The 18,322-nt window shown below is 53.0% G+C and carries 15 protein-coding genes, 1 tRNA gene and 1 riboswitch; of the genes, 3 read left to right on the forward strand and 13 right to left on the reverse strand.

Annotation, left to right across the window (positions count from 1 at the left end; genetic code table 11):
• Nucleotides 1-81 precede the first annotated feature (81 nt).
• The 3 genes from yihA to lonB form a co-directional block, all read right to left on the reverse strand.
• Nucleotides 82-702 carry a ribosome biogenesis GTP-binding protein YihA/YsxC gene (gene yihA / locus AC0LWT_RS06735; protein ID WP_474680458.1) on the reverse strand — a complete coding sequence of 207 codons (621 nt, stop codon included), beginning with the start codon at nucleotides 700-702 and terminating at the stop codon, nucleotides 82-84.
• 19 nt (nucleotides 703-721) lie between these two features.
• On the reverse strand, nucleotides 722-3,070 hold the full coding sequence (gene lon, locus AC0LWT_RS06740) for an endopeptidase La (protein WP_474680459.1): 2,349 nt from the start codon (nucleotides 3,068-3,070) through the stop codon (nucleotides 722-724).
• Nucleotides 3,071-3,238: 168 nt separating this feature from the next.
• The gene (gene lonB / locus AC0LWT_RS06745) at nucleotides 3,239-4,957 is read right to left on the reverse strand and encodes an ATP-dependent protease LonB (RefSeq protein WP_474680702.1); all 1,719 of its coding nucleotides are present in this window, start codon (nucleotides 4,955-4,957) and stop codon (nucleotides 3,239-3,241) included.
• A 172-nt stretch (nucleotides 4,958-5,129) separates the two neighbouring features.
• Here lonB and AC0LWT_RS06750 point away from each other — a divergent pair, with 172 nt between their 5' ends.
• Nucleotides 5,130-5,801: an N-acetylmuramoyl-L-alanine amidase family protein gene (locus AC0LWT_RS06750; RefSeq protein WP_474680460.1), complete on the forward strand. Its 672-nt coding sequence runs from the start codon at nucleotides 5,130-5,132 to the stop codon at nucleotides 5,799-5,801.
• Here AC0LWT_RS06750 and AC0LWT_RS06755 read toward each other — a convergent pair.
• The 6 genes from AC0LWT_RS06755 to AC0LWT_RS06780 all read right to left on the reverse strand — a co-directional run bounded on the left by AC0LWT_RS06755 (nucleotide 5,798) and on the right by AC0LWT_RS06780 (nucleotide 13,090).
• A complete protein-coding gene (locus AC0LWT_RS06755; RefSeq protein WP_474680703.1) occupies nucleotides 5,798-6,616 on the reverse strand; it encodes a divergent polysaccharide deacetylase family protein in 819 nt (272 codons plus the stop codon). The genes AC0LWT_RS06750 and AC0LWT_RS06755 overlap by 4 nt on opposite strands.
• Nucleotides 6,617-7,436: 820 nt before the next feature.
• Complete coding sequence (gene ispG / locus AC0LWT_RS06760) at nucleotides 7,437-8,534, reverse strand: flavodoxin-dependent (E)-4-hydroxy-3-methylbut-2-enyl-diphosphate synthase (RefSeq protein ID WP_474680461.1); 1,098 nt, start codon at nucleotides 8,532-8,534, stop codon at nucleotides 7,437-7,439.
• 95 nt (nucleotides 8,535-8,629) lie between these two features.
• Nucleotides 8,630-9,895: an ATP-dependent protease ATP-binding subunit ClpX gene (gene clpX, locus AC0LWT_RS06765; protein WP_474680462.1), complete on the reverse strand. Its 1,266-nt coding sequence runs from the start codon at nucleotides 9,893-9,895 to the stop codon at nucleotides 8,630-8,632.
• 12 nt (nucleotides 9,896-9,907) lie between these two features.
• Nucleotides 9,908-10,498 (reverse strand): ATP-dependent Clp endopeptidase proteolytic subunit ClpP, encoded by a 591-nt coding sequence (gene clpP / locus AC0LWT_RS06770; RefSeq protein WP_474680463.1) that lies wholly within the window; start codon nucleotides 10,496-10,498, stop codon nucleotides 9,908-9,910.
• 252 nt (nucleotides 10,499-10,750) lie between these two features.
• Nucleotides 10,751-12,052 carry a trigger factor gene (gene tig / locus AC0LWT_RS06775; RefSeq protein ID WP_474680464.1) on the reverse strand — a complete coding sequence of 434 codons (1,302 nt, stop codon included), beginning with the start codon at nucleotides 12,050-12,052 and terminating at the stop codon, nucleotides 10,751-10,753.
• Nucleotides 12,053-12,193: 141 nt separating this feature from the next.
• Nucleotides 12,194-13,090, reverse strand: coding sequence for a HEAT repeat domain-containing protein (locus tag AC0LWT_RS06780; RefSeq protein WP_474680465.1), 897 nt, complete (start codon nucleotides 13,088-13,090; stop codon nucleotides 12,194-12,196).
• Nucleotides 13,091-13,326: 236 nt separating this feature from the next.
• Between AC0LWT_RS06780 and AC0LWT_RS06785 the strand changes: the two genes are divergently transcribed.
• Nucleotides 13,327-13,400, forward strand: a tRNA-Arg gene (locus AC0LWT_RS06785).
• A 130-nt stretch (nucleotides 13,401-13,530) separates the two neighbouring features.
• On the opposite strand, the gene AC0LWT_RS06790 is transcribed toward AC0LWT_RS06785, so the two are convergent.
• From AC0LWT_RS06790 to AC0LWT_RS06805, 4 genes are all read right to left on the reverse strand, one after another.
• Nucleotides 13,531-13,899 carry a (2Fe-2S) ferredoxin domain-containing protein gene (locus AC0LWT_RS06790; RefSeq protein ID WP_474680466.1) on the reverse strand — a complete coding sequence of 123 codons (369 nt, stop codon included), beginning with the start codon at nucleotides 13,897-13,899 and terminating at the stop codon, nucleotides 13,531-13,533.
• Between the two features lie 1,206 nt (nucleotides 13,900-15,105).
• Nucleotides 15,106-15,305, reverse strand: a riboswitch (cobalamin riboswitch).
• A gap of 166 nt (nucleotides 15,306-15,471) precedes the next feature.
• On the reverse strand, nucleotides 15,472-15,603 hold the full coding sequence (locus tag AC0LWT_RS06795; RefSeq protein WP_474680467.1) for a hypothetical protein: 132 nt from the start codon (nucleotides 15,601-15,603) through the stop codon (nucleotides 15,472-15,474).
• 151 nt (nucleotides 15,604-15,754) lie between these two features.
• Nucleotides 15,755-15,868 carry a DUF4023 family protein gene (locus AC0LWT_RS06800; protein WP_474680468.1) on the reverse strand — a complete coding sequence of 38 codons (114 nt, stop codon included), beginning with the start codon at nucleotides 15,866-15,868 and terminating at the stop codon, nucleotides 15,755-15,757.
• A gap of 46 nt (nucleotides 15,869-15,914) precedes the next feature.
• Complete coding sequence (locus tag AC0LWT_RS06805) at nucleotides 15,915-16,271, reverse strand: hypothetical protein (RefSeq protein WP_474680469.1); 357 nt, start codon at nucleotides 16,269-16,271, stop codon at nucleotides 15,915-15,917.
• A gap of 175 nt (nucleotides 16,272-16,446) precedes the next feature.
• On the opposite strand from AC0LWT_RS06805, the gene asnB reads away from it, so the two are divergent.
• Entirely contained in the window at nucleotides 16,447-18,291 is a 1,845-nt protein-coding gene (gene asnB, locus AC0LWT_RS06810) for an asparagine synthase (glutamine-hydrolyzing) (RefSeq protein WP_474680470.1), read from the forward strand.
• Nucleotides 18,292-18,322 lie beyond the last annotated feature (31 nt).

Raw genomic sequence — 18,322 nt, forward strand, 5'->3', positions numbered from 1 at the left:
ACTAATAAAACTCGCTATCCCTGCGGCTTTTTCCGAGTTCTCTCCTTAATTTACAATAAAAAATCAATTTTTTTCGTAAAATCAGGAACGTTCCTCCGCTTGCTCGGATAAGCCTTCATACCCGATATGCCGTTCCAGAACGGACCACAGTTCGTCTTTGCCCAGGCCAAGCTCGGAGGAAAACAGCAGCGGCTGCTCGCCCTTGCCCATGCCTAACGTCTCTCTGACGATCTTGGCGTGTTTCTGCCACTGGCTTTTCGAAATTTTATCGGCTTTGGTCGCGACAACGAAAACAGGCACCTCATGATGCCTCAGCCATTCATACATGGCCTGATCGTCCTTCGTCGGCGGATGCCGCAAATCGATGAGCTGCATGACCAGCTTTAGCTGCTCTCTGCCCAATAAATAGCTTTCGATAAATTTGCCCCACCGCTCCCGCTCGGTTTTCGATACTTTCGCATAACCGTATCCGGGAAGATCGACAAAATATAAGTCCTGATTGATCCGGTAATAATTCAATGTTTGGGTTTTGCCCGGCTGCGAGCTGGTTCTGGCCAAATTTTTACGTCCGATCATCCGGTTGATGAGCGACGATTTCCCGACATTAGAACGCCCTGCCAGAGCAATCTCCGGCAAGGCATCCTGTGGGTATTGGCCAGGTCCGACCGCGCTGATTACGAACTCAGCTTGATTGACCTTCATGTTTGTTCACTACTTTCCGTTATGATCCGACCGGTGCGGCCGGCTTGCCGCCTACCAGCGCATGCTCCAGCACCTGATCCATATGGCTTACCGGGAAAAAGGTGATTTCGCTGCGGACGCTCTCGGGAATCTCTACGATATCCTTCTCGTTATCCTGCGGCAAAACGATCGTACGAATGCCTGCGCGGTGCGCGGCAAGCGCCTTTTCCTTCAATCCGCCGATCGGCAGCACTCTGCCGCGCAGCGTAATTTCGCCGGTCATCGCCACTTGGCGGGACACCGGAATGTTCGTCAGCGCCGAGATAAGCGCCGTACCCATCGTAATTCCCGCGGACGGTCCGTCCTTCGGAATTGCGCCTTCCGGGATATGAATGTGTATATCGTTCTTCTCGTGAAAATCCGGCGCAATGCCGAAATGCTCCGCGCGGCTGCGCGTATAGCTGAAGGCGGCCTGAGCGGACTCCTTCATCACATCGCCGAGCTTGCCTGTCAGCGTCAGCTTGCCCGTTCCCGGCATCACCGTCACTTCAATGACGAGCGTATCGCCGCCTACTTCCGTCCAGGCAAGGCCTGTCACGGCGCCAATCTGGTCCTTCTCCTCCGCCATGTTGTAGCGGAATTTGGCAGGGCCGAGAAAATCTTTCAAGTTGTCATCGGTTACGTGAACCGTCTCGGACGAGTTGGAAACGATCTGTTTGGCCGCTTTGCGGCACATGCTCGCAACCTGCTGCTCGAGGTTCCGCACGCCGGATTCGCGCGTATATTCGCGGACCATTTTCATCAGAGCCGTTTCATCGACGGCCAGCTGCTCCTCCTGCAAGCCATGATCCTTCTTCTGCTTGGGCAGCAAATACCGCTTTGCAATTTGCAGCTTCTCGATTTCCGTGTAGCCCGGGATGTAAAGCACTTCCATCCTATCCAGAAGCGGCCGGGGAATATTGTGCACGGCGTTGGCGGTAGTCACAAACATGACGCTGGACAGATCGAACGGTACTTCAATGAAATGATCGCTAAAAGTGCTGTTCTGCTCGGGATCGAGTACTTCGAGCAGCGCCGAAGCCGGGTCGCCGCGGAAGTCCATCGCCATTTTATCAATTTCGTCCAGCAAAAATACCGGATTGTTCGAGCCGGCATTTTTCATCCCCTGGATGATGCGCCCCGGCATGGCGCCGACATAAGTGCGGCGATGGCCGCGGATTTCCGCTTCATCGCGGACGCCGCCGAGCGAAATTCGGATGAACTGGCGGTTCATCGATCTGGCTATGGAACGCGCGATGGAGGTTTTCCCTACCCCCGGAGGACCGACCAGACAAAGAATGGGGCCCTTCAGCTTTTGGACCAGCTTCTGTACGGCCAAATATTCAAGCACCCGTTCTTTGGGCTTCTCCAGCCCGTAATGATCCTCATCCAGGATCGCTTCGGCTTTGGCGATATCAAGGTCGTCCTCGGTTCTTTTCGACCAAGGCAGGCTGAGCAGCCAATCGATATAGTTGCGGATCACTCCGCCTTCCGCGGAAGTGGACGGCATTTTTTCCAGCCGTTCGATTTCCTTCTCAACCTTCTCTCTAACCTTCTCCGGCAGCTCGGCTTCGCTGAGCTGGTTGCGCAGCTCATCGGCCTCGCCGGCCCGGCCTTCCTTGTCGCCAAGCTCTTTCTGGATCGCTTTCATCTGCTCGCGAAGGTAATATTCCTTCTGCGTCTTCTCCATCTGCTTCTTGACGCGCTGGCTGATTTTGCGTTCGAGTTCGAGCACTTCCCGCTCGTTATTCAAAATGTTCAGCATTTTCTCCAGCCGCTCGCGCACATCGACCGTTTCCAAAATGTCCTGCTTGTCTTTTATTTTCAGGGACAAGTGGCTGCATATGACATCGGCCAGCCGGCCGGGCTCGTCAATATCGGAAACCGCCGCAAGCGTTTCGGGCGTCACCTTTTTCGAAAGGTTGATGTAATGCTCGAACTGGTTAAGCACCGTCCGCATCAAAGCGTCGATCTCAGGGTCGGTGACTTCCTGCTCCGGCAGCTCTCTGACCGTGACTTCGTAGTACTCGTCATTTGCGAGGTACTCGCTGATTTCGGCGCGCAGCACGCCTTCGACCAGAACGCGGATCGTCCCGTTGGGCAGCTTCAGCATTTGCCGGACTCTGGCGATCGTGCCTACGCGGTAAATATCCTCCTTGGAGGGTTCTTCTATGTTGATCTCAGACTGGGAGCAGAGGAGAATCATGCTGTCATCGACCATTGCCCGCTCCAGGGCTTTCACCGATTTCTCCCGTCCCACGTCCAGATGTAGCACCATACTCGGATAGACTAACAATCCCCTTAAAGGCAATAGCGGCAGTCTGCGCACTTTGTTTTTACCGGGTCCCATCCTCTGCACCTCCTAGAAATTGTATCCCTTTATCGCTTTTACATTTTATCAAAACTGCAAGCAAAACACCAATCGGCAACCTGACATTTTGCGTCAAGTCTTCTAGGAGTCTGGCGGGCGGAGTTACTTTTGTGCATAGCGGGGGTACGCGATTCACCCGCCAGACTCCTAGGAATCGATCGTATTTGGCGATTTGGCATGCAGAATCGGCAGGGAGGAAGCAGAGATCGAGCGTTCCGGAGATAGCGGCATCGGGATGACGTTATCCTGCAGCTCGATGCCGAGAGCGATTTTTAGCACTTCTTCGATCGATTCCACCGCCGTCACTTCAACGCCCGGGAGATCGGCGAACATTTCCTGCCAGTTTTCCTTAGGAATGATCACTTTTGTCGCTCCGGCCTGAAAAGCCGCCTCCACTTTGGCTACGACACCTCCTACGGGCTTCACTTTGCCGTGGATGCTCATTTCGCCCGTCATCGCGAGCTTGTTGTCGACCGGAACTTTATGTATGGCCGACGCAATCGCCGTCGCCATTGAAACGCCGGCCGAAGGGCCGTCGATCGGAACGCCGCCCGGAAAATTGATATGCAGATCGTAATCGGCCGTGTTCATCCCGAGCTTGCGGAGCACGGTCAGCACGTTCTCGACGGAGCCGCGGGCCATGCTTTTTCGGCGAATGGTGCGGGAGCCTCCGCCCATTTCTTCTTCGTCGACAACGCCCGTAATATTGAATTTCCCGGCACCGGCGGACGCGGTCGGGATCGCAATCACTTCAATTTCCAGCAGCGTTCCCTGATTCGGGCCGTACACGGCAAGCCCGTTGACGAAACCGATTTGCGGCTGCTGCGGTACTTTCTTTTCCGGCCGGGGCGGGATTTGCGAGCTGTTCACCACCCACTCGATGTCGGCGGCTGCAATTCCGCTTCTCTTCTCGGTCAGCGCAATACCCGCGGCCAGCTGAATCACGTTGACGGCTTCCCTGCCGTTCGTGGCGTATTTCTTCACGACATTAACCGCTGCCGGACTTTCTTGAAAACCGATCTTTTGCAGCGCTTTTTCGGCAATTTCACCGATTTCTTCGGGAAGCAGCGGGCGGAAATAAATTTCCAGACACCGCGAGCGTATGGCCGGCGGAATTTCGCTAGGCGTGCGTGTCGTAGCCCCGACCAGGCGGAAATCGGCAGGCAGCCCATTTTGGAAAATATCGTGGATATAGTTGGGAATATTCGTATCTTCCGAACTGTAATAGGCGCTTTCGAGAAATACTTTGCGGTCTTCCAGCACCTTTAATAATTTGTTCATTTGAATCGGATGCAATTCGCCGATTTCATCGATAAACAGGATGCCGCCGTGCGCTTTCGTCACAGCGCCCGGTTTGGGCTGCGGAATGCCGGCTACGCCCATAGCTCCCGCTCCTTGATAAATCGGATCATGCACCGAACCGATCAGCGGATCGGCGATGCCCCGCTCGTCAAAACGCGCTGTCGTTGCGTCAATCTCAGTAAATTTGGAATCATGCCGGAAAGGGGATTCCTGATTTTTTTTGGCTTCTTCCAGAACGACCCGCGCCGCGGCCGTTTTGCCGACGCCCGGAGGGCCGTAAATGATGACGTGCTGCGGATTTGGCCCGCACAGCGCGGCTTTCAGAGCTTTGAGCCCCTCTTTTTGCCCGACGATATCCTGCATGGAGGACGGTCTCGTTTTCTCGGACAACGGCTTTGTCAGCGATATGGAGCGGAGCTTTCTCAGCTTCTCCAGTTCCTTCTTGGATTCTCTATCGACAGCAGAACGGTTCGTCTGCTGATTGCGCAGCAAATTCCAAAAATACAGTCCGATCACAACGGCGAAAAAAACTTGAATTACCATGAGAATAATACTTAAACTCATCATACATAACCTCCCAAATTTGAAAATGGCCATCGTACCAGCACCCTATCCCCATTATTCCCGAGGCGCAAGCAGGTTAATCCAAACTATGCAAACTTTTGCAGGATGAATGATCGTCTTCATTCGGAAGAAGGATAAAGGGGAGAGATTGATGTAAAAAGGATGTGGCGTCATGAAGCTAGGTTCGGCTGTCATTATGCTGTTATTAAGCCTTTGTCTCGGAGGTGCAGACGCTCACGCGGATAACCCGCTCCTGCCGAATGCCGATGTGCTGCTCGATGTCGGACACGGCGGTATCGACAGCGGGGCCTTGTATGGAAAATACCAGGAAAAAGACCTGAATCTCGCCATTTCGAAAAAAACGTATAAGCTGTTAAAAAAGAAAGGCTACCGGGTTATCATAAACCGCAATACGGACTACGCCTTAAGCGAGGACAATCATTGGTCGTACGGAGGAAGGCACCGCAAAGACTTGGCGCAGCGCGCGGGGATCGCCAATGCCATTCGTCCCAAAATGATGCTCAGCATGCACATTAACTGGTCGGGCAAATCGGACCGGCGAGGGCCGCTCGTCATTTATCAAAATCAATCGGAAAGCATTCTGCTCGCCAATTTGCTGCAGCATTCCCTGAACCGGCTGTACGGAACCCATGAGCTTCCCGTGCCGGGCAAAAAATATTTCGTTCTCCGCTACACCAAATGTCCGACAGTCATCGTGGAGATGGGATTTATTTCGAATAAAACCGACCGGAAGCTGCTGAACGACTCCCATCATCAAGCTCGCATCGCGGAAGCGATCAGCAGCGCGGTCCAGCAATATTTTGCCATGATCCATCCGCGTTAACGCGCCGGCATTTTGACGATTTGGGAGATCGTAACAAATGTCGCCTCTTTCTGAATCGAGGGAATCGCTTCTTGAATGACTTGCGCGGTTTTTTTGCCGGGCGGCCCTACATGGCCGATTGCTATACATTGCTCTTGCTGCTGCAGGAGCTTTTTGAATCTGGCCATTTGCTTGCTGATGTGGCCGTACGTATAAGTATCGTCGAAAAACAGCTGGTTTTCCGCATACGGAACTCCCATTTCCGCGGCCAGCTTCGTCATCACGCTTTTGTGGGAAGTTCGGCTGTCGAGCAGGAACAAGCCTCTTTCCCTGCATACCTCGACGACGATTTTCATGACGCGTTCGTCCGACGTAGCTCTCGAGCCCATATGGTTGTTGATGCCGACCGCATAAGGAACGTCGTCGATCGCCGCTATTACGCGCTTGCGGATCTCCTCGTTGGACAGATCGGTTGTGATCGCTCCCGGCCCGAGCCAGCTCGGCTTGCCTGACACAGGCTCCATAGGAAGGTGTAGAATGACCTCGTGGCCTTTTTCGTGTGCCAGTTCGGCATCCTGCTTAGTCGTCCGCAAAAAAGGCATGACGGCGATCGTGAGCGGAATCGGCATGCTCATCATTTGTTCGGTGCCGTCCATGCCGTTGCCGAAATCGTCGATGACGATTGCAACCCGCTTGCCGGACGGCACGGCAGGCAGCTGCAGCGGCGCAGCCGGATCGGCCGAAGCGGCCGACGGGTACGGAAGCAGGAGCAGGCATGCACCAATAAGCAGCGGGAGCGCCAGTTTGCCGATGCGTTGTAATTGAATCCTGATCATCATTCATTCTCCTTATTATTTTTCGCCAAAAATTAGCATAGAAAGCAAATGCTTTCCAGATTCATTCATTATGCTTCCGGTTGCGGCATAATATTCGCGGCAAAAAAGACGCCGCCCAAAATGGCGGATGCGTCGCGGCGTTCAGCCGCGGGCTTCGCCCTTGTTGCGCATGTGAAACATCGCCCGCCCATTGCGGGAGGCGGCCTTTCGTCGCAAAGCTCGCTTACTATGGCGCGAGGTTGACCGCTGTTGTGCTGCTCTCGCCCCGCGGTGAGAGCTGATCGCGCGGTGCGAAAGCGTTGCCGGCTCCGTGCAATGAGCGCTGATGGCGTGGTGCAAACGCGTCGGCAGCTTCGTAATGTAAAAAAAACTGCAAAAGTGCATCTTTTTGCTCACGTATGCGCCTGGCACGATGAATTCCTGCAAATCTGCAGTTTTTTAACGCTGAATCTTGAGCTATGCCCGTCATGACCGAAAATTCCTGCACTATCGCAGGCTTTTTCGCCAAACTGGCCATTTCCGCAGAAAAAACCTGCACTTTTACAGTTTTGCAGGGTGACAAGCTAGTTTAAGACGGTGTGCGGCGGTATGCTATTTGGTGGGAGCGAATACTATTTGGTAGGTTTTCCGGACACTTGTGATGGACTGGCGAGAATGATCGGGGCTATTCAAAACTTCTGGCGGGTGGGGAGCTGAAGGGCTGGCAAGGCTTCTGTTTAGCAGGCTGCGATCTCACAGGTGCTGCCTGCCGCGGCCCGCAAAAAGCAAAAAAGCCGTTCAGGCGTTTTGCGGCACCTTAAACGGCTTCTTCATATCTCTGTTAGTGTTTGCGTCCCGGTATGACTCCGGTTTTTTCGTATGCATCGACAATTGAATCGATTTCCTTTTTCAGCTCGTTCAGCAGATCTGCTTCCGGGACTTTGCGGATCATTTCGCCGTAGCGGAACAGCAAGCCTTCTCCGCGCGCGCCGGCAATGCCGATATCGGCTTCGCGGGCTTCTCCCGGCCCGTTAACCGCGCAGCCGAGCACGGACACTTTGATCGGCACCTTGATCCGGGAAATGTAGTCCTCCACCTCATTCGCAATGGAGAACAGGTCGATGTCCAATCGGCCGCAGGTCGGGCAGGACACCAGCGTAGCGGCGTTCGTAATGAGGCCGAACGTCTTCAGCAGTTCGCGGGCCACCTTCACTTCTTCCACAGGGTCCGTACTGAGTGAAATGCGCACCGTGTTGCCGATGCCCATGTTCAAGAGCGCTCCGATACCCGCCGCGCTCTTGACGGAGCCGGTAAACAGCGTGCCCGCCTCGGTAATCCCGAGATGCAGCGGATAGTTGAAGGCTTGGGCAGCTTTGGAGTAAGCGGCGATCGCCATCGGCACGTCCGAAGCTTTGAGCGATACGATAATATCGTGGAAATCGAGTTCTTCCAGGATGTTGATATGGAACAGCGCGCTTTCCACCATCGCTTCAGGGGTAGGATAGCCGTATTTCTCCAGCAGATGATTCTCCAGTGAGCCTGCGTTAACTCCGATGCGGATAGGAATGCCTCGCTCCTTGCACGCTTTTACGACAGCTTCCACTTTCTCGCGGCGTCCGATATTTCCCGGATTGATCCGGACTTTATCGATGCCGTTTTCGATCGCCATAAGCGCCAGACGATAATCGAAATGAATATCCGCCACCAGAGGGATATGAATCTGCTTTTTGATCTCCTTGATGGCTTCCGCAGCTTCCTTATTGTTGACCGTAACACGAACGATCTGGCAGCCGGCTTCTTCCAAACGGAGAATTTCGGCTACAGTCGCTTTCACATCCGCAGTTTTCGTCGTACACATACTTTGAATAATGACTTCATTGCTGCCGCCGATCGTCAAATCCCCGACCCGAACAGCTCTCGTCTCTTTTCTGTGAAACATCCTGGTTTCTCTCCCCATGACACCAAACATCCTCCGCTCCAATTTCCTGACGGAAACCGGATTGGAGGCTGTAGGATTGAATGTGAAATTGTGGGTTACGCGCTTTCTTCCTTCTTTTTGCCGGCCGACTGGCCGTCTTTGGTCGTCAGAACAGGCGCAAGTTTGTTTTGCACCGTTTCTTTCGTCACCTTGCAGGTAGAAATGTCGGTTCTCGAAGGCACCTCGAACATCACGTCGAGCATGATGCTCTCGATAATCGCCCGCAAGCCGCGTGCGCCGGTGTTGCGCTTAATCGCTTCTTTGGCGATAGCGTCAAGCGCATCCGCCTCGAATTCCAGTGCAACATTATCCATATCGAGCATTTTTTGATATTGCTTCACGAGAGCGTTCTTCGGCTCGGAAAGAATGCGCACCAAAGCTTCTTCGTCCAGCGGCTCCAAAGTGGAAATGACCGGAAGACGGCCTACGAACTCGGGAATCAACCCGAATTTAAGCAAGTCCTCGGGAAGCACCATGGACAAATATTCGCCCGGTTTCAGATCGACTTTGCCGCCGTCCGTACTGAAGCCGATCACTTTTTTACCGATTCTGCGCTTGATGATTTGCTCCAGGCCGTCGAAAGCGCCGCCGCAAATAAACAGAATGTTGGTCGTATCGATTTGGATGAATTCTTGATGCGGGTGTTTGCGTCCGCCTTGCGGAGGAACAGAAGCAACCGTACCTTCCAAAATTTTGAGCAGCGCCTGCTGTACGCCCTCGCCGGATACGTCTCTTGTAATCGACGGGTTTTCCGATTTGCGCGCCACTTTATCGATTTCATCGATGTAAATGATGCCGCGCTCGGCTTTCTCCACATCGTAATCGGCCGCTTGAATCAGCTTGAGCAAAATGTTTTCCACGTCTTCGCCCACGTAGCCCGCTTCCGTCAAAGAAGTCGCATCAGCGATGGCGAACGGAACGTTCAAGATTTTGGCAAGCGTCTGTGCAAGCAGCGTTTTACCGCTTCCTGTCGGCCCTAAAAGGACGATATTACTTTTTTGCAGTTCCACATCTTCAAGCTTGTTTTGCGAATTAATCCGTTTGTAATGGTTGTAAACGGCTACAGCCAGCGACTTTTTCGCCTGCTCCTGGCCGATCACGTATTGATCCAAAATGGCGCGGATTTCTTTCGGCTTGGGAACGTCTTTCAGATCCAGCTCTTCCTCATGGCCCAGCTCTTCTTCAACAATCTCCGTGCAAAGCTCTATACATTCATCGCAAATGTAGACTCCCGGACCGGCAACAAGCTTGCGAACTTGGTCTTGGGATTTCCCGCAAAAGGAACATTTGAGTTGGCCTTTTTCATCGTTAAATTTAAACATGGGATCACTCCTTTATTTCAAGTCGTTTCGAGTGATAACCTCGTCGATTAACCCGTATGCCTTCGCTTCTTCAGCGCTCATAAAGTTATCGCGATCGGTGTCTCTTTCGATCTTTTCAAGCGGCTGTCCCGTACGCTCCACGTATATCTGGTTGAGCTTTTGCTTCGTTTTGATAATCCAATCCGCATGGATTTTGATATCAGTCGCTTGACCTCTGACGCCACCGAGCGGCTGGTGAATCATGACTTCCGCATTAGGCAGCGCGAATCGCTTGCCTTTGGCCCCTGCCGTCAGCAGCAAAGACCCCATGCTTGCCGCCATTCCCACGCAAATGGTGGACACGTCCGGCTTGATGAACTGCATGGTATCGAAGATACCCATCCCTGCCGTTACGGATCCTCCCGGGGAATTGATATATAGGTGGATATCCTTCTCAGCATCCTGAGCGGATAAAAAGAGCAGCTGGGCAATGACCAAATTAGCAACATCGTCATCGATCGCGCTGCCGATGAAAATGATGCGGTCCTTGAGCAGACGCGAATAAATGTCGTAAGACCTTTCGCCACGACTCTCTTGTTCCACTACCATAGGAATAAGACTCATTGTACCAACTCCTTAACGGCAATTGCCATGTTTCACCCTTTACGGGATTTTCGCCGGAGAAGAGAACGGCATACGACAGGCCCTCTTTTTCCAGCTTTAGTCACTAGTTTAACACGTTTGCGCAGCAAAGTCATTTTTTCGGGCAATGCCTGCGCCGCCGAACAATTCGCGCGCAATCGGGCAATAATCCGAGGTAAAATAGGGTAAAAGAAAGGCACGCCAACATTACGTACGTGCCTTTACTTACCTTATTTACACTGCTGCGGAAACATTCTTGCTATTTTCAAGCAGGAAATCTACGGTTTTTCTTACAACGAGGTCGTTCTTCAAACCGTCTAGGCTTCCGTTGGAAGCAAAGAGGGTGCGAAGCTCTTCAGCGGATCTTTGGTAAGATTGCGCGTATTTTTCCAGTTCCGCGTCAATTTCTTCTTCCGATACGGTCATATTTTCTGCCGCCGCGATCGCTTCCAGAACGAGATTGTTGCGGACGCGCTTCTCGGCGTCTTCTCTCATTTGATCTTTCAGCACGCTTTCGTTTTGGCCGGAGAACTGGTAGTAAATCTCAAGCGTCATGCCTTGCGAGCGGAGACGTCTTTCGAACTCTTTTACCATAACGTCAAGCTCGGCTTCAACCATTGCCGCCGGAATTTCCACTTCCGCGTTAGCAGCCGCCTTTTCGACAACCGCCGTTTCTTTTGCAGCCGCAGCATCGCTTTCTTTACGCTCTTGAAGACGTTTTTTCGTGTCTTCCTTGTATTCGTCAAGCGTATCGAACTCGCTTACGTCTTTGGCAAACTCATCGTCGAGCTCAGGCAGGTTTTTGCGTTTGATCTCGTGAATTATCACTTTAAACACAGCCTCTTTGCCTTTCAGCTCTTCGGAGTGGTAGTTCTCAGGGAACGTTACGTTAACTTCCTTCTCTTCGTCTTTGGCCAGACCAACCAGTTGATCCTCAAAGCCCGGGATGAAGCTGCCCGATCCAAGCTCAAGGGAATATTTCTCCGCTTTGCCGCCTTGGAACGCTTCGCCGTCAACGAATCCTTCGAAGTCGAGAACAACAACGTCGCCGTTTGCTGCTTGTCCTTCTTCAAGAACGACAAGTTCCGCATGGCGCTGCTGCAGACGCTTCAGCTCTTCGTTCACTTCTTCGTCCGTGACGTTGGCGTCGGAAACTTCAACTTCGAGTCCTTTGTAATCGCCCAGAGTTACTTCCGGTTTAACGGTTACTTTCGCTTTGAACTTCAAAGCTTGGCCTTTGCCGAATTGTTCAACGTCCACTTCAGGACGGTCGACCGGATCGATGCCCGCTTCTTCAACCGCTTGCACGTATGCCTCTGGCAAAATGATATCCAGAGCGTCTTGGTACAAGCTTTCCACGCCAAATTTAGCTTCAAAGATGGAACGAGGCACTTTGCCTTTGCGGAAGCCCGGAACGTTCACTTTCGCGGATACTTTTTTGAATGCTTTATCAAGTGCATCTGCGACGCGCTCTGCGCCAACTTCCACTTCAAGAACGCCTACGTTCTTCTCTATTTTTTCCCAACTTGCTTTCATTTTATGCCTTCCCCTCCAAAAATGTACCATGACATATTTTCACGTTCTGGCGAGTGAAGCGATAACTCTAACACCTCTACTTGCCATTATAACCATTCTATTATAACATATTACTTTTTCATTTCAAGGCGCGCTTTAGAACTAAGATTGCTCCGGGGTCATGAACTCCAAATACTTGCGGAGCGCGGCGTAAGCTTGCTTCCAGGAAAGGTGCATGGAATCCGTGATGCCGTACATTTCCCGATGCTCTTCATGGCCGGCGGAACCGAACAATTTCTCCTGCAGCACGGCGTGCAGAGCCGAGGCCCAAATATCGACGATGCCCTCTTCCTGCGCGAGCAAACCGCTGTAGAGGGGGGTTCCGTACGCGTAGGCGAGAAATTCCTGCCAGGTCCGCTCGGCAAAAAAAGCGAAGTCCGGCTGATTCCTTTCACTGGTGTCCGCGATTCTGCGGATCATGTCGCGTATTTGAGCCGGGAATTCCTCGGCGCACAGCGGCGTCTCCTCGATCTCGACGAAAACGTGCTTCCCGTTTTTGAACAGGTGTATCGCCCCGCTCTCGCCCATGTGCTTCAAAGCCTGCAGCGCCTTGAATTGCAAGATCGGATGGCGCGGCGCGTCCCGCAGCCATTCCCGGACCGCAGCGGCGGCCTCCGGATGTTTCACAAAACCGAGCTGCTCCAGCGCAGCCAGCTGCTGTTCGAGCGTCCCCTTGCGCAGCATGCGCAAAAGCTTGTCGACGAAAGCGGTGTCGACGGACGCCTTCTCCTCGACGTACTGGCGAAGCATTTCCTCCTCCGTCGTCTCCTGCTCCTCTTCCGACGAAAGCGCCCCGGGAATCACCACATTCGGCATCATCGTTTGCAGCCAGCTCAACAGCGCTTCCCACTGTTCCGCCTTGCGGTCGCCTTCCCGCGGAAATCTCAGCAAAAAAGACAGCAGCTCCACAGCTTCGCCATACTGCTCTCTTTGCAAAAATCGGGTCAGCTCTTCCTCGTAAAACTGCTCCGTTTTCGGGAAAAGGACCACGTTATTCAATAATTGCCCGGCTATTTTCATCACCTCAAAAACGATCTGGAAGTCTGGCGGGTGAACTCGGCAAACACAAAAGCAGCTCCGACCGCCGGACTCCTCGATGGTGTCAGTGTACTTGATTGCGATGCGGATTGCAAAATAAACTTTTCATTCGGGGGTTGACTTGAACGAAAACCATATGATAATATAACTCTTGCTTCGCCAAAAACGGATTGAAACCGCAGGCGATTCACGTATGTGTCCCAGTAGCTCAGCAGGATAGAGCATACGCCTTCTAAGCGTACGGTCGGGGGTTCGAATCCCTCCTGGGACGTCCTTTAAATGAAAGAGGCCGCGAGATTTCGCGGTCTTTTTTGCTGTCTATCAAGCTATAAAAAAAATCGCCCCGCAAGCGGCAGGGCAAAAACATATCCGATCGTCTTTGATGCGGATGGCGAAGCTTGTCACTTCGATTTGGCGCGATCGACGCCGGGGACGCTTGTTCCCGTTGGCGTGAAGCGATGCTCGTACGTATAAATCATATGTTCCTCAAGCGGCTTGCCGTCCAGCAAATGCTCGCGAACGAGCCGCCGGCCGGTTTCCGGCGTCATTTTTTGATACCAGATGCCTTCCGGGTATACCGTAACGACACAGGCATCCTCACAGCGGCCGTTGCATCTCGTGCGCGTCGTATGTATAAGCCGCTCGGCGCCGAGCCTGGAAATCTCTTCGCGGATTGCCGCCGTCGTTTCGTCGCCCTGTTTGCGCAGGCACGAGCCGCCGTTGCAAATCAGAACATGATGCCTGACTGTCGATAAATCCCACGTTGTCATTTCTATCATCCTTTCAACCGTATTCAGCTAGAATGGGCACATGCGCCATCAAAGCCGCCGTACAAGCGTGCCTGGGCCCGGTAAATAAGCTCTAACGCGCTCCCCGCTTCGACAATAACGCCTTAGATCGATAAATGCGATACGATCGCTCAACGAGGCTCCTACGGCAATATCGCGGGAAAGAAAACAATAGGCCGCTTCCTTCAGCAGCTCGCTCACCACCTTCACTGCATAATGGCGGTCGGTCGAGCACACGCGACTGAACGTAAACGTCCAAGGCGGAGAGGTATTCGGCGGGCACAGGTCAGCTCAGGATCCGGTACGAGCGCCCGGGAGATGCGGATGCGCCGGCATTGCCCGTTGCAATCACAACTGTTTGTCTCGATATTAATAGTAAAAATTACTATTAATTATCAATAACTTGCTACAAGTTGTCAACCTTCTTTTCCGCACTTGGAAATTCCGCAATCCGGTTGGCCGCGGAAACCGAGTAAATGTTCACATGCACAAAAATAGCTTAAACGTTGAAAAACTCGCCCTCTAGGACTGGTATACCATCGGCAACACGAAAAAGCCTGCAAAAGTACATCCTTTTGCTCGCCAATACGCTGGCAGCGAAAAATTCCTGCAAAAGTGCAGGCTTTTCGGTGGATACGCGAGCTAAGAGACGTAATCTTCGAAAATTCCTGCACTTTCGCAGGCTTTTCGCCAAAATGAACTATTTTCATAGAAAAAAACTGCACTTTCGCAGGTTTTCTCCATACCCGGCCATTTCGTACCCCCTTGTTAACCAGCCCAGCAAACCTGCGTGGGTGCCGCCGCCCAGCGGCATGGAGGGGCTTTTACACTTGCTAGCCAACCCAGCAAACCTGCGCGGGTACCGCCGCCGCCCAGCGGCTTGGAGGGGCTTTTTCACTTGCTAGCCAACCCAGCAAACCTGCGCGGGTACCGCCGCCGCCCAGCGGCTTGGAGGGGCTTTTTCACTTGCTACACAGCCCAGCAAACCTGCGCGGGAGAGGCACGCGCTGGGAACAATCGGCCGCATCCGGCCAGGCTAGGTCACTTCGCGTCGCGCGCGGCTGCGTCCGCCATTTAGGCGCAAATCCAAAAAAGCGCCCTCCCCTTTAACCAAAAAGGGAAAGACGCCTATCCTCATGAATTGCCGATAGCTCATCTCACACCTTCCCTATCTCCCGTAGGTACTTAACAGTGCTGTGCAAATAGGCAGGTCTCCTGGCTTCAGTGTCATCGTCTGCAGCGGCCTTCCCGATCGGCTGTGCAATCAGCGGCTTTGTTGCTGCGACTCTCCTGTTTACAGTGGCGGGACCGCGCCGGCTTTGAACCGGACTTCCCTTTTAAGCTTGCCGGTGACCGCATAAGCGAACAGCTCATGACGAATATCGGACAAACACCCATTTCCGTTATGAAATTTTCAAGTCTAGCTGAAATTCTACTACCCATCTTACCGTATAGTGCGGAGGCGGACAACTAAATTTTACTTGGCAGCGCTTTCGCATTCACGAAAAAAACCGCCAACCCGTTCGGTTGCGGCTCTTCTGGATCTCCGTACGCTTATACGGACGGTCTGTTTGGCGGATGATGACCGGGCTCGGTCGAGTTCAGGTTTTCTTGAATCCGCTCGGACTGTTTGGAATGGTCTGCCGCGCTTTGCATTTTGGAGTTCATGCTTTTCCTTTTGCTCATGATGGCCTGCCTCCCGACGAATTGAGTAATTACAACTATAGTATGGGTCCGCGGCCGCTCAAGTATGCTGTAACTATCAGGTTATTGAAAAGCAGGTGCAAAAGCCCGCCGGGAACATATCCCGACAGGCTCTTGGTGGTGCCATCAGACGTCAGTGCTTGCGGTTCGGCAATTTGTCGCCGGGCCGTTTGTGGCCTTGAGTCCTTAAATTCTTCTCGGCTTTTCTCTGCTTGTCGTGCAGCTTGCTGATGAAATGGCTATCCATGAGCATTCGCCTCCTGAAGAAATAATGGCACTGCCTCTATAGAGTCTCACGCAAGCTCTAAATTTAAACGCATCGCCAGATTCAAAATAGCGCCTCTAGCCTCTGCGTTCGTTTTGATGTTTTCGTAAAGCTCTTCAAATTCAGCGCGCTTGCTGACGAACGTCGGTTCGCTTTTAATGGCCGTATGCGTCCAGTTGATCAGAACGTTCTCGGCATGCGTCAAATCGTTGTACGCCCGATGCAATCCGACGCGCTCCACAATTTCTTCCATTTCCGCTTGTCCGACTTCTTTGCCTTGCTCCTTCAGCTGGGCAATGCGTTTATCGGCTTGCTTGCTGATTTGCAGAAAATGTTCTCTCGCTGCCAAATAATCGATCTGGGCTTTGGAATGTTTCTTTTTCATCGGTCATCACCTTTATCGTTTAGTAACTAGTTTGATTTTATTTATTGTAACAGTCCTTGTAATAAAATACAAAACTGCCGAAATGCCGGGGCGCCTCCCGGGGGACAGACATTTTCCAAATGCCGTACGCATACCCTTTATCATCATGCTCTCTTAAGGAAAGGGATGAACGTCTATGTGCGGAATCACGGGATGGATCGATTGGCGGAAAGACCTGACTCAATACCCGTCCATTCTAGAAAATATGACGGAAACCATGAACCTGCGCGGACCGGATGCTTCCGGCACATGGATCTCGCAGCATTGCGCGCTTGGCCACCGCCGACTCAGCGTCATGGACCCGGAAAACGGAGCCCAGCCGATGATTCGGAAACAAGGCGACTACACGTACACGATCGTATATAACGGGGAGCTGTACAACGCTCCGGAGCTGACGCAAGAGCTCAAGGCCCGCGGCCACGTCTTTCACACCACTTGCGATACGGAAGTGCTGCTAGTTTCCTTTATCGAATGGGGGCGGGCTTGCGTCGACCGGCTCAACGGCATTTTTGCCTTCGCCGCCTGGAACGATCAGGAACAGACCCTATACTTGGTCAGAGACCGGCTCGGCGTAAAGCCGCTTTTTTATTCTCATCAGAACGAAGTTCTGCTGTTCGGGTCGGAGCCCAAAGCGATATTGGCTCACCCCGATTTTAAAGCGGAGGTCGGCGCCGAAGGCTTGGCGGAAATATTCGCCGTAGGCCCTGCCCGCACGCCGGGACACGGCATTTACCGGGGCATGGCGGAGCTGAAGCCCGGACACTGCGCCGTGTTTGACCGCAACGGCTTGTCCATACGGGCCTACTGGAAGCTGGAAAGCCAGCCGCATCCGGACGATGTCGATGCGACGGCGCTCCGCATCCGCGAGCTGCTGAAAGATACCGCGGAACGCCAGCTCGTGTCGGACGTGCCGATTTGCACGCTGCTGTCCGGCGGGCTCGATTCCAGCGCGCTGACCGCTTTGGCCGCCGGCCGCTATAAGGAGAGCGGAAAAGGCGCCCTCCACACTTTTTCGGTAGATTATGTCGATAATGACAAACATTTTAAAGAGAGTGTCTTTCAGCCGAATGCGGATGCCCCGTGGATCAAAAGAATGGTTGAACATTTGGGCACCGTGCACCACGCCATCGAATTCGACACTCCCGAGCTCGTCGAATCGCTGAAAACCGCCGTCTTTGCTCGCGATACGCCGGGGATGGCCGATGTCGACGGTTCGCTGTATTTGTTTTGCCGCGAAATCAAAAAAGAAGCGACAGTCGCCATATCCGGCGAAGCTGCGGACGAAATTTTCGGCGGCTACCCCTGGTTTCACCGGGATGAAGCGCTGGAGGCCGGCACTTTCCCCTGGTCGCTCAAGCTGGCCAATCGCGTCGATCTGCTCGCCCCGGATCTGGTCGATTGGATCAAGCCTGCGGAATACGTAAGCAGCCGTTACCAGCAAGCTTTGGCCGAAGTGCCGCGGCTCGCCGGAGAAACGCAGCGGCAAAACCGGATGCGGGAAATGTCCTATTTGAACATCACCCGCTTCATGCCGACTTTGCTGGACCGCAAAGACCGCATGAGCATGGCCGTCGGGCTGGAAGTGCGGGTGCCGTTCTGCGATCACCGGCTGGTCGAATACGTATGGAATATTCCCTGGGAAATTAAAACGGCCGGAGACCGGGAAAAAGGCATTTTGCGCAAAGCGCTCAAAGGCGTTCTCCCCGATGACGTACTCACCCGCAAAAAGAGCCCTTATCCGAAAACGCACAACCCGAACTATTTGGCGGCGGTAAGAAATTGGGTGCTCGACATCCTCGACGATACTTCGTCCCCGATTTTGCCGTTTATCGACGTAAAAAAAATCCGCGATCTGGCGAGATCCGAATCGACGGACTTCAATATCCCTTGGTTCGGCCAGCTGATGACCGGTCCGCAGCTTTTCGCCTATTTGGCGCAAGTGGACACCTGGCTGCGCACTTACAAAATATCGATCCGCTGATCGGCCGGCGGAAGAAGCGAAAAACCTGCTT

It is taken from the genome of Paenibacillus sp. sgz302164 (genome assembly GCF_056120505.1).

What these genes read in the sequence shown, in the direction of transcription:
- AC0LWT_RS06795 (WP_474680467.1), bottom strand. Translation starts at nt 15,603, where the DNA reads ATGAGCAAAAGGAAAAGCATGAACTCCAAAATGCAAAGCGCGGCAGAC.
- AC0LWT_RS06750 (WP_474680460.1), top strand. Translation starts at nt 5,130, where the DNA reads ATGAAGCTAGGTTCGGCTGTCATTATGCTGTTATTAAGCCTTTGTCTC.
- tig (WP_474680464.1), bottom strand. Translation starts at nt 12,052, where the DNA reads ATGAAAGCAAGTTGGGAAAAAATAGAGAAGAACGTAGGCGTTCTTGAA.
- AC0LWT_RS06790 (WP_474680466.1), bottom strand. Translation starts at nt 13,899, where the DNA reads ATGACAACGTGGGATTTATCGACAGTCAGGCATCATGTTCTGATTTGC.
- clpX (WP_474680462.1), bottom strand. Translation starts at nt 9,895, where the DNA reads ATGTTTAAATTTAACGATGAAAAAGGCCAACTCAAATGTTCCTTTTGC.
- asnB (WP_474680470.1), top strand. Translation starts at nt 16,447, where the DNA reads ATGTGCGGAATCACGGGATGGATCGATTGGCGGAAAGACCTGACTCAA.
- AC0LWT_RS06805 (WP_474680469.1), bottom strand. Translation starts at nt 16,271, where the DNA reads ATGAAAAAGAAACATTCCAAAGCCCAGATCGATTATTTGGCAGCGAGA.
- lonB (WP_474680702.1), bottom strand. Translation starts at nt 4,957, where the DNA reads ATGAGTTTAAGTATTATTCTCATGGTAATTCAAGTTTTTTTCGCCGTT.
- AC0LWT_RS06755 (WP_474680703.1), bottom strand. Translation starts at nt 6,616, where the DNA reads ATGATCAGGATTCAATTACAACGCATCGGCAAACTGGCGCTCCCGCTG.
- AC0LWT_RS06800 (WP_474680468.1), bottom strand. Translation starts at nt 15,868, where the DNA reads ATGGATAGCCATTTCATCAGCAAGCTGCACGACAAGCAGAGAAAAGCC.
- ispG (WP_474680461.1), bottom strand. Translation starts at nt 8,534, where the DNA reads ATGTTTCACAGAAAAGAGACGAGAGCTGTTCGGGTCGGGGATTTGACG.
- yihA (WP_474680458.1), bottom strand. Translation starts at nt 702, where the DNA reads ATGAAGGTCAATCAAGCTGAGTTCGTAATCAGCGCGGTCGGACCTGGC.
- lon (WP_474680459.1), bottom strand. Translation starts at nt 3,070, where the DNA reads ATGGGACCCGGTAAAAACAAAGTGCGCAGACTGCCGCTATTGCCTTTA.
- clpP (WP_474680463.1), bottom strand. Translation starts at nt 10,498, where the DNA reads ATGAGTCTTATTCCTATGGTAGTGGAACAAGAGAGTCGTGGCGAAAGG.